At 69.8% G+C, this 13916-nt stretch carries 12 protein-coding genes; 9 read left to right on the top strand and 3 right to left on the bottom strand.

Translation table 11 applies throughout. The features are described from left to right. The 3 genes from ACX12L_RS04060 to ACX12L_RS04050 all read left to right on the top strand — a co-directional run bounded on the left by ACX12L_RS04060 (position 1) and on the right by ACX12L_RS04050 (position 4040). Positions 1-1443, top strand: coding sequence for an aldehyde dehydrogenase family protein (locus tag ACX12L_RS04060; RefSeq protein WP_459261398.1), 1443 nt, complete (start codon positions 1-3; stop codon positions 1441-1443). Positions 1444-1452: 9 nt separating this feature from the next. Beyond that, positions 1453-2265 (top strand): enoyl-CoA hydratase, encoded by an 813-nt coding sequence (locus tag ACX12L_RS04055; protein ID WP_459261397.1) that lies wholly within the window; start codon positions 1453-1455, stop codon positions 2263-2265. Positions 2266-2918: 653 nt separating this feature from the next. Further along, positions 2919-4040, top strand: coding sequence for a type II asparaginase (locus ACX12L_RS04050; protein WP_459261396.1), 1122 nt, complete (start codon positions 2919-2921; stop codon positions 4038-4040). 70 nt (positions 4041-4110) lie between these two features. Here the strand turns inward: ACX12L_RS04050 and ACX12L_RS04045 are convergent, their stop codons facing one another. Then, the gene (locus ACX12L_RS04045; protein WP_459261394.1) at positions 4111-5061 is read right to left on the bottom strand and encodes an AEC family transporter; all 951 of its coding nucleotides are present in this window, start codon (positions 5059-5061) and stop codon (positions 4111-4113) included. Positions 5062-5215: 154 nt separating this feature from the next. On the opposite strand from ACX12L_RS04045, the gene ACX12L_RS04040 reads away from it, so the two are divergent. The 4 genes from ACX12L_RS04040 to ACX12L_RS04025 all read left to right on the top strand — a co-directional run bounded on the left by ACX12L_RS04040 (position 5216) and on the right by ACX12L_RS04025 (position 9504). Continuing rightward, a complete protein-coding gene (locus ACX12L_RS04040; RefSeq protein ID WP_459261393.1) occupies positions 5216-7276 on the top strand; it encodes an ATP-dependent helicase in 2061 nt (686 codons plus the stop codon). 101 nt (positions 7277-7377) lie between these two features. Continuing rightward, positions 7378-7698, top strand: coding sequence for a hypothetical protein (locus ACX12L_RS04035; RefSeq protein ID WP_459261392.1), 321 nt, complete (start codon positions 7378-7380; stop codon positions 7696-7698). Next, complete coding sequence (locus ACX12L_RS04030) at positions 7695-8879, top strand: phospholipase A (RefSeq protein WP_459261391.1); 1185 nt, start codon at positions 7695-7697, stop codon at positions 8877-8879. The genes ACX12L_RS04035 and ACX12L_RS04030 overlap by 4 nt, the downstream gene beginning before the upstream one ends. A 238-nt stretch (positions 8880-9117) precedes the next feature. Continuing rightward, the gene (locus ACX12L_RS04025; RefSeq protein WP_459261389.1) at positions 9118-9504 is read left to right on the top strand and encodes a hypothetical protein; all 387 of its coding nucleotides are present in this window, start codon (positions 9118-9120) and stop codon (positions 9502-9504) included. Between the two features lie 77 nt (positions 9505-9581). On the opposite strand, the gene ACX12L_RS04020 is transcribed toward ACX12L_RS04025, so the two are convergent. Beyond that, on the bottom strand, positions 9582-10058 hold the full coding sequence (locus tag ACX12L_RS04020) for a universal stress protein (protein ID WP_459261388.1): 477 nt from the start codon (positions 10056-10058) through the stop codon (positions 9582-9584). A gap of 59 nt (positions 10059-10117) precedes the next feature. Here ACX12L_RS04020 and tgt point away from each other — a divergent pair, with 59 nt between their 5' ends. After that, entirely contained in the window at positions 10118-11290 is a 1173-nt protein-coding gene (tgt, locus tag ACX12L_RS04015; RefSeq protein ID WP_459261387.1) for a tRNA guanosine(34) transglycosylase Tgt, read from the top strand. Between the two features lie 142 nt (positions 11291-11432). Next, complete coding sequence (locus ACX12L_RS04010) at positions 11433-12860, top strand: GGDEF domain-containing protein (RefSeq protein WP_459261385.1); 1428 nt, start codon at positions 11433-11435, stop codon at positions 12858-12860. On the opposite strand, the gene ACX12L_RS04005 is transcribed toward ACX12L_RS04010, so the two are convergent. Next, positions 12839-13846 (bottom strand): serine endopeptidase, encoded by a 1008-nt coding sequence (locus ACX12L_RS04005; RefSeq protein WP_459261383.1) that lies wholly within the window; start codon positions 13844-13846, stop codon positions 12839-12841. The genes ACX12L_RS04010 and ACX12L_RS04005 overlap by 22 nt on opposite strands. Positions 13847-13916: the final 70 nt, after the last annotated feature.

Below are 13916 nucleotides of genomic sequence, written 5' to 3'. Positions count from 1 at the left end.
ATGCAAAAACACACCCAGTTGTTCATCGACAGCGCCTTGGTGCCGGCACGCGGCACGCAGGACCTGCCCGTCATCGACTGCTTCACCGAGGAAGCCTTCGCTTCCTACCGGACCGCCTCTCCAGAGGACGTCGAAGCCGCGGTGGCCGCCGCGCGGCGCGCGTTCGAGACCTGGTCCGCCACGCCCGTGGCCGACCGCATCGCCGCCGTGCGCCGCGTGGCGGCGGTGCTGCGCGAGCAGGCCGACACGCTGACCACGGCCATCTCGCGCGAAGTCGGCATGCCGCGCAAGCTCGCGGCGCGCATCCAGGTCGGTGCGCCGCTCGCAGCCTGGGACATGTATGCTGACCTCGCGGCCGGCTTCGAGTGGGAGTCGCGGGTCGGCCATTCGCTGGTGCAGCAGGTGCCGGTGGGTGTCGCCGCCTGCATCACGCCCTGGAACTACCCGCTGCACCAGATCACCGGCAAGGTCGCGCCCGCGCTGCTGGCGGGCTGCACCGTGGTGCTCAAGCCTTCCGAGATCGCCCCCACGAGCGCCTTCGTGCTCGCCGAGGCCGTGCGGCAGGCTGGCCTGCCTGCTGGCGTCTTCAACCTCGTGCACGGTGCCGGGGCCGACGTCGGTGAAGCCCTGGTGCGGCACTCCGGCGTGGACATGGTCTCCTTCACCGGATCAACGCGCGCCGGCAGACAAATCGCCGCCCTTGCCGGCGCCGACATCAAGCGCCTGGCGCTGGAGCTGGGCGGCAAGTCCGCGGCGCTGGTGCTGCCGGAGGCCGACCTCGCGGCGGCGGTCAAGACAACGCTCGCCAGCTGCATGCTCAACTCCGGGCAGACCTGCTCGGCCATCACGCGCCTGCTCGTGCCGCGCGGCCTGCTGCCCCAGGCCGAGGCGTTGGCGCAGGAATTTCTGCCCGGCTATCGCATGGGAGACCCCGCCGATGGCGGCACGCGGCTGGGGCCGCTCGCCTCGTGCGTGCAGCAAAGGAAAGTCCAGGACTTCATCGATGAAGCCCTCGCCGCCGGCGCGCGCCGCGTGGGCACCGGCGGCGAGCCGCCCGCGCATGGCTTCTTCGTGCCCGCCACGGTGCTCTCGGACGTGGCGCCCGGCATGGCCATCGCGCAGGAGGAAGTCTTCGGCCCGGTGCTGTGCCTGATGGCCTACGACGGCGAAAACGAAGGCATCGCCCTCGCCAACAGCACGGCCTACGGACTCGCCGGCGCCGTGTGGGGGCCAGCTGAGCCGCACACGCTGGCCGTTGCCCGCCGCATGCGTGCGGGCCAGGTGGATATCAACGGCGCGCCCTTCAATCCGCAAGCACCTTTCGGCGGTTTCCGCCAATCCGGCATCGGCCGCGAGAACGGCCGCTACGGCATCGACGAATTCGTCGAGCCCCTGTCGATCCAACTTCCCCCCGGCTTCGCCGAACCATCTTCTGTTGCCTGACACATCACCATGACTTACGAAACCCTGCTCTACAGCGTCGCCGGCCCGGTCGCAACGATTACCCTGAACCGCCCGGAACGCATGAACGCGCTCACCAAGGTGCTGGAAGCAGAACTGCGCACGGCCATCGAACAGGCCGGCCGCGATGCCGCGGTGCGGGCCATCGTGCTCACGGGCGCGGGGCGCGCTTTCTGCGCCGGCATGGACATGGAGGAACTGGAGACCCTACCCCCCGAGGATATCCAGGCCGAGCGCTGGATGCGCCCCTACGACATGAACCGCCGCGCCGACTACCAGACACGCTACTCCTACTTCCCCGCCGCACCCAAGCCCATCATCTGCGCAGTCAACGGTGCCGCGGCAGGGCTCGGGCTCGTGATGGCGCTGTACAGCGACTTCCGCCTCGCATCGGACAAGGCGGTCTTCGCGACCGCCTTCGCCAAGCGCGGCCTCATTGCCGAGCACGGTATCGCGTGGATGCTGCCTCGCATCGTCGGCCATGCGCACGCCACCGATCTGCTGCTCACCTCGCGCAAGATCGACGCGGGCGAAGCTCTTGCGATAGGGTTGGTGAACCGCATCGTGCCGGCCGGCACGCTGATGGAGCAGGCGCACGCGCTGGCGGTCACTCTGTCGACCGAAGTGTCTCCACGTTCAGTCCGCGTGATGAAGCGGCAGCTCTGGGAAGCCCCTTACCAGCCGCTCGGCGAGGCCATCGCGCTGGCGAATGCCGAAATGATCGAGAGCATCCGCAGCGAGGATTTCGCAGAGGGCGTTAGGCACTTCCTGGAACGCCGGGCACCGAACTTCCCCGGCCGCTGAAATCCATCGACAATTTGAATCTTCAGCGCACGCACGCGGCGGGCACATAAGCATGCCAGTTCACGACCAGCGGCGTCCCCTGCGGGTCGTGGGGCCAGGGCGGCTGCCACTGGCCCTGGTGCCAGCGCATTGCCGGGTCTTCCTCAATCTAGTCCAGGGGTTGCGGCGGGGCGCGCTCGCCATCCTGGTCCAGCCATACCCACAGCGCGCCCTAGGCGCGCAGGCGCTCGGTGGTGATCCAGGGCGAATAGCACGCCGCCATCGACCAGCACGGAAGGGCCCTCGGGCTGCGCCACGACCACCAGGCCCGCCAGCCAATACTCCCCTGCCACCGTGCCCAGCGGGCAGCGGGCAGCGGGCCAGCCCATCCCAGGCCGCATGGGCCTGCGCCGCCAGGGCGACCGCAGGCCAATCGGTGTGCGCCGGGCGCTTGCGCCAATGGGCACCGTAGGCCAAGTGCCAGGTGCAGCCCCGCGAGCAGCGAAACCAGCACCAGCCACGCCGCCAGCCCGCGCAACAGGCGCGGGCGCAGCACGTTCGGAGCATATCGCCCCTGGCGCCGCCCCCGGGTTTTCTCCCATGGCAAGCGCGCCGCCATGGGGCAAAGTTCCGCCCCCGGTCCACAAGACCGTTTTTTGATTTTGGAACCCACAATGACCTTCCAAGCGTTTCGCATGTCCCTGGTGGCCGCAGCCATCGCCGTTGCCGGTTTTGCCGGCGCCCCCTCCATCGCCCAGGCGCAGGACACGCGCGCCGCCACCGCCGCGCAGGCCCAGCCCGTCGCCGCCAAGCCGCGTGTCGTGGTGCTGGCCACGGGCGGCACCATTGCCGGCGCCGGCGCCTCGGCCATGAACAGCGCCACCTACACGGCCGCCAAGGTGCCGGTGGACAAGCTGCTGGCCGGCCTGCCCGAGCTCGCCAACATCGCCCAGGTGTCGGGCGAGCAGGTGTTCCAGATCGCCTCCGAGAGCTTCACCAACGACAACCTGCTGGCCCTGGCCCGGCGCGTGTCGCAGCTGGCCAGGCAGCCGGACGTGGACGGCATCGTCATCACCCATGGCACCGACACGCTGGCCGAGACCGCCTACTTTCTGAGCCTGACGGTGCACACCGACAAGCCCATCGCCGTGGTCGGCTCCATGCGCCCGGGCACGGCCCTGTCGGCCGACGGCGCGCTCAACCTGGTCAACGCCGTGAGCGTGGCCGCGTCCAAGGACGCCAGGGGCAAGGGCGTGTTCGTCACCATGAACGACGAAATCAACACCGCGCGCGACGTGAACAAGGACGTGAACATCCAGACCGGCGCCTTCAAGAGCCAATGGGGGCCGCTGGGCATGGTGGTGGAGGGCAGGAACTACTGGTTCCGCGCCCCGGCCAAGCGCCACACCATGCAGTCGGAGTTCGACATCGACAACATCACCACCCTGCCCCAGGTGGACATCGTCTACGCCTACGGCAACGTGCAGCCCACGGCCGTCAACGCCCTGGTCTCCAGCGGCGCCAAGGCCATCATCCACGCGGGCACGGGCAATGGCTCGGTGGCCGACCGCATGGTCAAGCCGCTGCAGGACGCGCGCGCCAAGGGCGTGGTCGTCGTGCGCTCCTCGCGCGTGCCCTATGGCTTCGTGCTGCGCAACGCGGAGCAGCCCGACGACAAGTACGACTGGGTGGTGGCCCACGACATGCGCCCGGAGAAGGCCCGCATCCTGACCATGCTGGCACTGGCCAAGGGCGCCGACACCAAGGAACTGCAGCGCATGTTCCTGGAGTATTGAGCTCCGCGCGCTGGAACAGGCACGAAACCGCGCCCAGCCCAGGCCCGGCCTGCGCTGGGCGCTCCTGTTTTCAAACCAGCAACGCCACCGCCGCCGAAAACGTCAGGAACGCCAGCGCCGTGGACGCCATGATGATGCGCGCCACGCGCCCGCCATGGGCGCCGAAGCGCTCCACCAGCAGCGCCACGTTGCTCGCGCTGGGCAGCGCGGCCAGCAGCACCAGCACCGTGAGCGTGAACGGCGACAGCGCCGCGCCCAGGGCCACGGCCGCGCGCGCCACGCACCACACGAGCAGCGGGTGCACGACGAGCTTGGCCAGGGCGATGGGCACGTACCGGCCCGGCGGCACGTATTCGTGCTGGTTCATCTGCGAGCGCGCCAGCACCGCGCCTATGGTGAACAGCGCCACGGGCGAGGCCGCGCCCGCGAGCATGGCCAGGGTCTTGTCCACCGGAGCGGGCAGCTGCCACTGCAGCGCCGAGGCCACGCCGCCGAGCACGATGGACCAGGGCATGGGGTTGACGGCCATGCCGCGCGCCGCGTTGCGCAGCGCCACCGCCATGCCGTGCGCGCCCGCGCCGTCCAGGCGCGAGAGGGCGATGCACAGCGAGGTGGTGACGACCATGTCCAGCGCCATGCTCAGGATCACGGGGCCGGCGCTGTGCTCGCCCAGCAGCGCCACCAGCAGCGGCACGCCCATGAAGCCGGTGTTGGGAAAGGCGGCGACCAGCGCGCCGAAGGCCGCGTCGTTCCAGCCGACGGCGCGCTTGGTGAGAGCGATGGTGCCCCCCACCATGAGCAGCGCGCACAGCAGGTAGATGCCCGCCACGACCGGGTCGAGCAGCTGCGCGATCGGCGTCTGCGCGCCGAAGCGGTACAGCATGCAGGGCAGCGCGAAGTACAGCACGAAGCTATTGAGCCCGCCGATGGCCGACACGGGCAGCGCCCCGCCGCGCGTTGCCAGGTAACCGCACAGCACGAGGGCGAAGAAGGGGAAGGTAACCAGCAGTACGGAGAGCACGGGCGCGATTGTCGCAGCGGCCGACACATCCCCACACCACTGCAACCACCCCCTCGGAGCGCGGGGCGCCACGGGGGCCGCTATCATCGGCGGCCTTGTGTGCCTCCCGCCCGTCGCCGCCGTCCGGCCGACGGCGCGCCCTCGCCCCTCTCCCATGTCCGGTCTCAATCTCGCCCAGTTGCAGGCAGTGCATTACACCGAAGGCCCGTGCCTCGTGCTGGCCGGCGCGGGCTCGGGCAAGACGCGGGTGATCACGCACAAGATCGCGCGGCTCATCGAGACGGGCCTGGCGCCCCGGCGCATCGCCGCCATCACCTTCACGAACAAGGCCGCGGCCGAGATGCGCGAGCGCGCGGCCGGGCTCATCGGCCGGCAGGCCAGGGACGTGCTGGTCTGCACCTTCCACGCGCTGGGTGTGCGCATGGTGCGCGAGGACGGGCACGTGCTCGGCCTCAAGCCCTCGTTCAGCATCCTCGACCAGGACGACGTGGCCGGCATCCTCAAGGACTGCGCGGGCGGCACCACGGACCTGGCCACCGCGCGCCAGTGGCAGTGGACCATCAGCAACTGGAAGAACCAGGGCTGGGACGCGCGCAAGGCGCTGGCGATGGCCCAGGACGACCACGGGCGCAGCATCGCCCTCATCATGCAGCGCTACGAGGAGCGCCTGTCAGCCTACCAGAGCGTGGACTTCGACGACCTGATCGGCATGCCCATGCGCCTGCTGCGCCACCACCCCGAGGTGCGCGAGAAGTGGCAGCGCGTGCTGGGCCACGTGCTCGTCGATGAATACCAGGACACGAACGCCACGCAGTACGAGCTGCTGAAATTCCTGGTGGGCGAGCGCGCGCGCTTCACCGCCGTGGGCGACGACGACCAGAGCATCTACGGCTGGCGCGGCGCGACGCTGGACAACCTGAAGAAGCTGCCGCAGGACTTCCCCCAGCTCAAGGTCATCAAGCTGGAGCAGAACTACCGCTCCACCAGCGCGATCCTGCGCGCGGCCAACAACGTCATCGGGCCCAACCCCAAGCTCTACCCCAAGACGCTTTTCAGCGAACTCGGCGAGGGCGAGCCCGTGCGCGTGGTGGACTGCGACAACGAGGAGCACGAGGCCGAGCGCGCCGTGGCCCGCATCCAGGGCCTGCGCGCGGCCAGCAACCCGCCGCCCGCGTGGAAGGACTTCGCCATCCTCTACCGCGCCAACCACCAGGCCAAGCCGTTCGAGAAGGCGCTGCGAAAGGCCAACATCCCCTACAAGGTCTCGGGCGGCACCTCGTTTTTCGACCGCGCCGAGATCAAGGACCTGTGCGCGTGGTTCCGCCTGTGGATCAACAACGACGACGACCCCGCCTTCCTGCGCGCCGTCGCCAGCCCGCGCCGCGGCGTGGGCCACACCACGCTGGGGGCGCTGGGCGAGTTCGCCACGCAGCACAAGCAGAGCATGTTCGGCGCGCTGTTCAACGCCATGCTGCCCGCCGTGATCCCCCGGCGCGGCATGGAGGGGCTGCTGGAGTTCGGCCGCGCCATCAACGACCTGGAGCACCGCGCGCGCCACACGCACGGCGCCGAGGCCGCGCGCGCCTTCCTGGCCGACTGGCTCAAGGAGATCGGCTACGAGCAGCACCTGTACGACGGCGAGGACAACGAGAAGGTGGCCGCCGCGCGCTGGAGCAACGTGCTGGAGTTCTGCGACTGGATGGCCCAGCGCGCGGGCGGGCAGGTCGAGGAAGGCACGGGCCTGCAAAGCGAGACCAAGAGCCTGCTCGAAGTCGCGCAGACCATCGCGCTGCTGTCCACCATCTCCGAACGCGAACAGGACCAGGACATGGTCGTGCTCTCCACCCTGCACGCGAGCAAGGGCCTGGAATGGCCGCACGTCATCCTGGCCGGCGTGACCGAGGGCATGCTGCCGTTCAAGCTCGACGACGACGAGGGCCGCCAGCAGAAAGTGGCCGACGACGTGCTGCAGCGCCTGCAGGAAGAGCGCCGCCTGATGTACGTGGGCATCACCCGCGCCCAGCGCACGCTGGCCGTGAGCTGGACCAAGAAGCGCAAGAAGGGCCGCGAGATGGTGGCCTGCCAGCCCAGCCGCTTCATCGCCGAAATGAAGCTCGACGCCGCCACCGCCCGCGAGAACCCGCGCGACAAGTTGCGCCAGCTGCGCGAGGAATTCGCGCGCAAGGCGCAGGCCGCCGCGGCCACACCGAATTGAACGCCATGCGCATTACTCCATTTTTAATAGCTGCCATCGCTTGCCTGATAAGCGCTTGTGCCCAAAATCCTTCAAGACCCGCCTGCCCCACGGCCGTGCAGATGGAGCAACCCGAGCTGGTCGGCCGCTGGCAGGCCGACATGCCGGGCCTGCCCGGCCCCATCGTGCTGGAGCTGGGCCCGCACCCCGAATGGGACGGCACGGTCAAGGGACGCATCCTGCGGCCGGGCTCCAGCGCCATCGTGGTGGGCGACGTGAACCGCGGCGAAGTGACCCTGGAGGAATCGCGCGACGGCAGGAAGGTGACCGGCAACTGGTTCGGCCAGGTGGCCGAGGACAGCTGCGCGCGCGAGATCCGCGGCGAATGGACGGACGAGGCCGACCGCCCCTACGCCTTCACGCTGCGCAAGGTGGCGCCATGAATCCGGCGGCCCCCACGCACGCCATGCTGCGCGGCGCACTGATCGCCGCGCTGCTGCCCCTGGCCGCGCAGGCCCAGGGCGCCGACCCCGCGCCGACCGCGGCCCCCGAAGGCTGGCGCCAGTGCGCCGCGATCACCGGCGACGGCCAGGCGCGCCTGGCCTGCTTCGACCAATGGGCGCGGCAGACGCAGGCCGCCACCGCCGCGCCCTGGCAGGCGCCCGCAGCCCTCGCCAGCACCGAGCCGCCCGCGGTGGCCGCGCAGGCACCGGCCACCGCGGATGCGCCCCCACATGAAACCGGCACGCTCGACGGCTGCCGCAACCCGGACAGCCGCACCACCACCCTCTCGCGCATGTGGGAGCTGGAGAAGGACAGCGACTGCGGCGCGCTGCGCTTTCGCGGCTACCGGCCCATGACCGTCTCCATCGTGGACGGCAGCAGCGTGAACCGCCAGCCCCAGTCGGCCAGCCCCGGCCACAGCGCCGCCACGCCCGTGGACTACCGCAAGGTCGAGATGCGCCTGCAGCTGTCGGTGCGCACCAAGCTCGCCCAGGGCCTGCTCACGCACGGCGAGCCCACCCTGCGCGACTCGCTGTGGTTCGGCTACACGCAGCAGTCGTACTGGCAGCTCTTCAGCCCCGACATCTCGCGGCCGTTCCGCAACACGGACCACGAGCCCGAGATCATGTACGTCTACCCCACCGACGCCCCGCTGCCCTGGGGCTGGCGCTGGCGCTACAGCGGCGTGGGCCTGGTGCACCAGTCCAACGGCCAGAGCCTGCCGCTGTCGCGCAGCTGGAACCGCGTGTACCTGATGAGCGGCATGGAGCTCGCCGACCGCTGGCTCGTCACCGGCCGCATCTGGAAGCGCCTGCACGAAAGCGCCGCGAACGACGACAACCCCGGCATCAGCAACTACGTGGGCCGTGCCGAGCTGGGCCTGGCCTGGACCCCCAACCCGGACAACACGCTGGCGCTGACCGCGCGCCACTCGCTGGGCTCCACGACACGCGGCTCGGTGCGCCTGGAATGGCTGCAAAGCCTGGGCACCAGCTTCGTGGGCCAGCGCACCAACCTGCGCCTGCACACGCAGCTGTTTTCCGGCTACGGCGACAGCCTGGTCGACTACAACCGCAGGCGCACCGTGTTCAGCGTGGGCGTGAGCCTGGTGGATTTCTGATCCCGCAGCGCCGCGATCACACCCGGTTACCGTTTGCCCCGCCTGGCGGCTTGAAGCCGCCCCGGTCCGGGAACACAATCGCAGGCGGCCACCCATCCTATCGGCCCACGGGTTGCCATAAGGCTTTGCCTATCGGCGCGCGCGCCGGGATGGCGCCGATAAGGCGCCGGTTTCGCGCGGTTTTCTGGCCTTTGCACGCGGGCCTTGCCCGCAACAATGCCGACCGGAGGAGGGGACCATGGACCTGCAATACGAACTAAAGGCTGGTAGCTACTACCTGTACGACATGCACGAGACGCCCAGTGCCGTCACGGGCGAGCGCCGCTTCAAGCTCAAGACCGACAGCGTGGCCATCGCCTTCGACCGGCACACGGGCCAGATGCACCAGCACGGCAGCCCGGCGCGCATCCAGTCCTGGGCCACGCACCAGCGCCGGCGCCTGCGCGCCGCGGGGGCGCTCGACGAGGCCAACGGCATCGTCGTCGTCTCGGGCCCGCTGCCCGTGGACGAGCTCAACAAATGCCTGTGGATCAGCGGATACTGCCGGCGCCTGTTCACGCGCCTGGCCACCCTGCCGCACGGCAAGCTGCAGCGCCCGGCGCAGCAGTGGAAGAAAGCGGCCTGAGGGCCCGCCCACACTGCCCTGCAAGCTCTTCTTCGAATAGCAAAACGGGCCTTTCGGCCCGTTTCTGCCTGCGCGCGTCAAACCGCGTCTTCGTCATCTCCATCGTCCGGCAGCTCCTGCGGCTCGGCGTGCTTGACCACCGTGACCGGCACCGGGCTCTGGTGCACCAGCGCCTGCGACACCGAACCCAGCAGCGCCCCGCGCAGGCCGCCCAGGCCGCGCGCGCCGATGATGAGCAGGTCGCAGCCGCAGTTCTCCACCATGTCCGCCAGCGTGGCGGCCACGGGGCCCAGGGCGATTTCGGTCTCGTAGGGCACTCCGGCGGCCTCCACCAGCGCCACGGCGCTGGCCATCAGGTGGCGGCCCGCGGCCACGGCGGCCTCGGCCACCGCGTCGGCGCCCTGCGTGGCCAGCTCCATGAAGCTGGCCTCCTCCTGCACATGGCCCAGCACCAGCGTGGCCTGCAGGCCGCCGCGGCGCACCAGTTCGAGGCCATGGCGCACGGCGTCCAGCGCGAGTTCGGAGCCATCGACGGCGATCAATATCCTGAACATGTTTCCTCCTTGCTGCATCCATCCAGTGTAGGCCAGGCACTCTGGGACAATCGCCGCCCATGCTGCAATTCCAACTTCTCGCCACCGACCCCTCCAGCCACGCGCGGCGCGGCACGCTCACGCTCAACCACGGCGTGGTGCAGACGCCCATCTTCATGCCCGTGGGCACCTACGGCACCGTCAAGGGCGTGATGCCGCGCAGCCTGCGCGAGATGGGCGCCCAGATCATCCTGGGCAACACCTTCCACCTATGGATGCGCCCGGGCCTGGACATCGTGAAAGACTTCGGCGGCCTGCACGGCTTCGAGCAATGGGACAAGCCCATCCTCACCGACTCCGGCGGCTTCCAGGTCTGGAGCCTGGGGGCGATGCGCAAGATCACCGAGGAAGGCGTGCACTTCGCCTCCCCCGTCAACGGCGACAAGCTGTTCATGTCGCCCGAGGTCAGCATGCAGATCCAGACGATCCTGAACTCGGACATCGTCATGCAGCTCGACGAGTGCACGCCCTACGAGACGGGCGGCCACAAGACCACCGAGGCCGAGGCGCGCAAGAGCATGGAGATGAGCCGCCGCTGGGCCGTGCGCTCCAAGGCCGAGTTCAAGCGCCTGGCCAACCCCAACGCGCTGTTCGGCATCGTGCAGGGCGGCATGTACGAGCACCTGCGCCAGGAGTCGCTCGACGCCCTGGTGGAGATGGACTTCCCCGGCTACGCCATCGGCGGCGTGAGCGTGGGCGAGCCCAAGGACGAGATGCTGCGCATCATGGCCCACACGCCGCACCGCCTGCCGGCGCACAAGCCGCGCTACCTGATGGGCGTGGGCACGCCCGAGGATCTGGTGGAGGGTGTGGCCCAGGGCGTGGACATGTTCGACTGCGTGATGCCCACGCGCAATGCGAGGAACGGCACGCTGTTCACGCGCTACGGCGACCTGAAGATCCGCAACGCGCGCCACAAGGCCGATCACCAGCCTCTGGACCCCAGCTGCACCTGCCACGCCTGCGCGGGCGTGGAGGGCGTGAGCTGGAACGACGGCGGGCGCGGCGGCTTCTCGCGCGCCTACCTGCACCACCTGGACCGCTGCGGCGAGATGCTCGGCCCCATGCTCACCACCATCCACAACCTGCACTACTACCTGAACCTGATGCAGGAAATCCGCGATGCGCTGGATGCGGGCGGGTTCGCGCCGTTCCGCGCCCGTTTCAAGGCCGATCGGGCGCGCGGCGTGTAGCGCGCGGCCTCTTGGGATATGGCAGGCTCCTGGCTCCACGCAGTGCCGCGGTTTTGCAAGGCAGGGACATCACTTGGTTCCTCCGCCCGCCGCCAAGCAAGAATGCCGGGCTAGTGCACTCTCGATGCAGCAGGATCACACCGTGGGGCCCCTCTCGACCACTCCCGCGACCGCCCCATGGCGCTGCCAGCTGGGCCTGGCCGCCTGCATCTTTCTGGCCTGCCTGGTCGGGATCCACAGCCGCCCCATCGGCTACCTGTCGGCGTTCTGGCCGGCCAACGCCATCATGCTGGGGCTGTTGCTGCGCCATCCCCGCTGGGCCGCAGCGGCGGGCACATGGGCCTGCGCGCTGCTGGCGTTCATCGGCGCTGACCTGGCCACCGGCGCCTCGTGGCAGAAGGCGATAGGCCTCAACGCCGGCAACGTGGCGGGCGTGTTCGCCGGCTGGCTTTACCTCTCCAGGCTGCCGCAGGAGATACTGCATCTGCGCCACCAGCGCTCGGTGCTGCATCTGCTGGTGGGCAGCGCCGCAGCGGCGCTGGGATGCGCGCTGGTGGGCGGCCCCGTCGGCAGCCATCTCATGGACGTTCCCCTGTGGCATTCCATGGCCATGTGGATGTCCACCGAGTTCTACAGCTTCATCCTGATCACGCCCCTCTTCCTGGCTGCGCCCGAGGGGTGGGCATGGCAGTGGCGCCGCAAGGACGCGATGCAGCCGCACGGGCGCCAGGCTCCGCCCCCGCTGCCGCTGCTGGCCCTGCTGGCATCCGAGGGCATGACCTTCATGGTCGGCGGCCCCGGCTCTCTGGGCTTCGCCATGCCGGCCATGGTCTGGTGCGCCATGGCCTATGGCGTGTTCCCCACCACGGTGCTGAACCTGCTGCTGTACAGCTGGAAGACGGCCTCCATCGCCCTGGGCGCCTTTTCCTTCACGCCCGATCACCTGTGGGAGGTGATTTCCCTGCGCGTCGGCATGGCGCTGCTGTCGCTGGCCCCGCTGGCGGTGGCCTGCGCCTACGCGCTGCGGCTGCAGGCGCTGGACAGGCTGAGCCACGCGGTCAACCACGACTACCTCACTGGCATCCTGGCCCGCCGCGCGCTGATGGAGCGCGGCGGCAGGCTGCTGGAGCGCCTGCGCGAGGAAGGCGCGAGCGTCGCCGTCGTCATGCTGGACCTGGACCATTTCAAGCAGATCAACGACCTGCACGGCCATGCCCAGGGCGACGCGGTGCTGCAGCAGTTCGCCGCGCTGGCGCAGCAGCATCTGCGCCCGCAAGACCTCTTCGGGCGCATGGGCGGCGAGGAGTTCGCCCTGATCCTGCCGTATCTCACCCACGCGCAGGCGCTGGCCGTGGGTGAGCGCCTGTGCGCGCAGATGGACGCCCACCGCTTTCCGCTGCCCTGCGGCGGCGAACTGCAGGCCACGCTCAGCGCCGGCCTGCACCAGGTGCAAAGCCTGGGCCTGGGCGACACGCTGGAGCTGCTGCTGTCCAAGGCCGACAGGGCGCTGTACAGCGCCAAATCCGCGGGGCGCGGCCAGGTGCGGCCCTACGCGGGCGCGCCGACCTGACCTCCGTCCTGGGCGGCGCCGCAGCGGAAACAGAACCGGGTGAAGGCGCTCTTGCGCGCGCCGCAGCAGCCGCAGGGCACGTGCAGGCCGATGCCGCAGTGCGGGCAGAAATCCGTCGTCCCGTCCTTGAGGTCCACCGGCCGCTCGCAGCCCGGGCACACGCCCTTGGCCAGCCGGGCCAGGGCCACGTCGTAGCCCAGATCCTTGCGGCGCTCCCGCTCGGGCATGGCCTCGGCCTGCTTCTGGCGCTCCAGGTAGCGGTTCAGCGCCACGATGGCGTAGCGCCCCACGAGCGCCGTGAGCGCTATGCCCACCGCGTAGCGCACATAGCCGCCGTAGCTCGGCAGGTAGGGCACCAGCTCCACGAAAAACGCGAACAGCGCGAAGAAGATGAAGCCCCAGACGAAGGGCCAGTACATGCTTTTGCGCTTCCTGGCGAACAGCCACAGCGCCACCGCCAGCAGCGGCAGCGTGAGCGCCAGGCGGTAGAGGAACACGCGCAGCTCCACCCGGCGCTGTTCCACGGCCATCTTCTGGCCGCCCTCGCGCTCCATGGCGCCCAGGCGCTGCTGCGCGGCCTGCTGCGCCTTGCGCTCGCCGGCCTTGAGCGCATCGAGCGCGCGGGTGCGCGCGATCACCTCGGGGTCGTGCTCGGCGCGCTGCGTGGCGCTGCGCGCGGCCAGCCAGTTGGAGAAGCCCTCGCGCTCGGCCAGGGTCTCGCTGCGCGCCTTGGCGTGCTGCAGCCGGGCCTGCTCCAGCGCCGCCTGCGCGTCCTGCTCGGCCTGGCGCGCGTCCCGCACTTGCGCGCGCAGCTGCTGCGCCGCGCCCTGGTCGAGGAAATCGTCCAGCGCCAGCGGCCGCTCCACCCGGGGCAGGTCGCCCACGATGGTGCCGCCCAGGCCGATCAGGAAGCCGGCAAACACCAGCGCCACCAGCCACAGGCCGCGGCGAAACCATTTTTCCGATAGGCGCAATGCCTTGCCCATACTGCCCTCCTGTTCAATCACTATTTGTTTGATAGCTGCCAGCGCACTATACATGGGCGCTACGGCCAAT

This window comes from Alicycliphilus sp. T452, from assembly GCF_054512775.1.
This window is presented reverse-complemented; position numbering and strand designations above follow the sequence as displayed.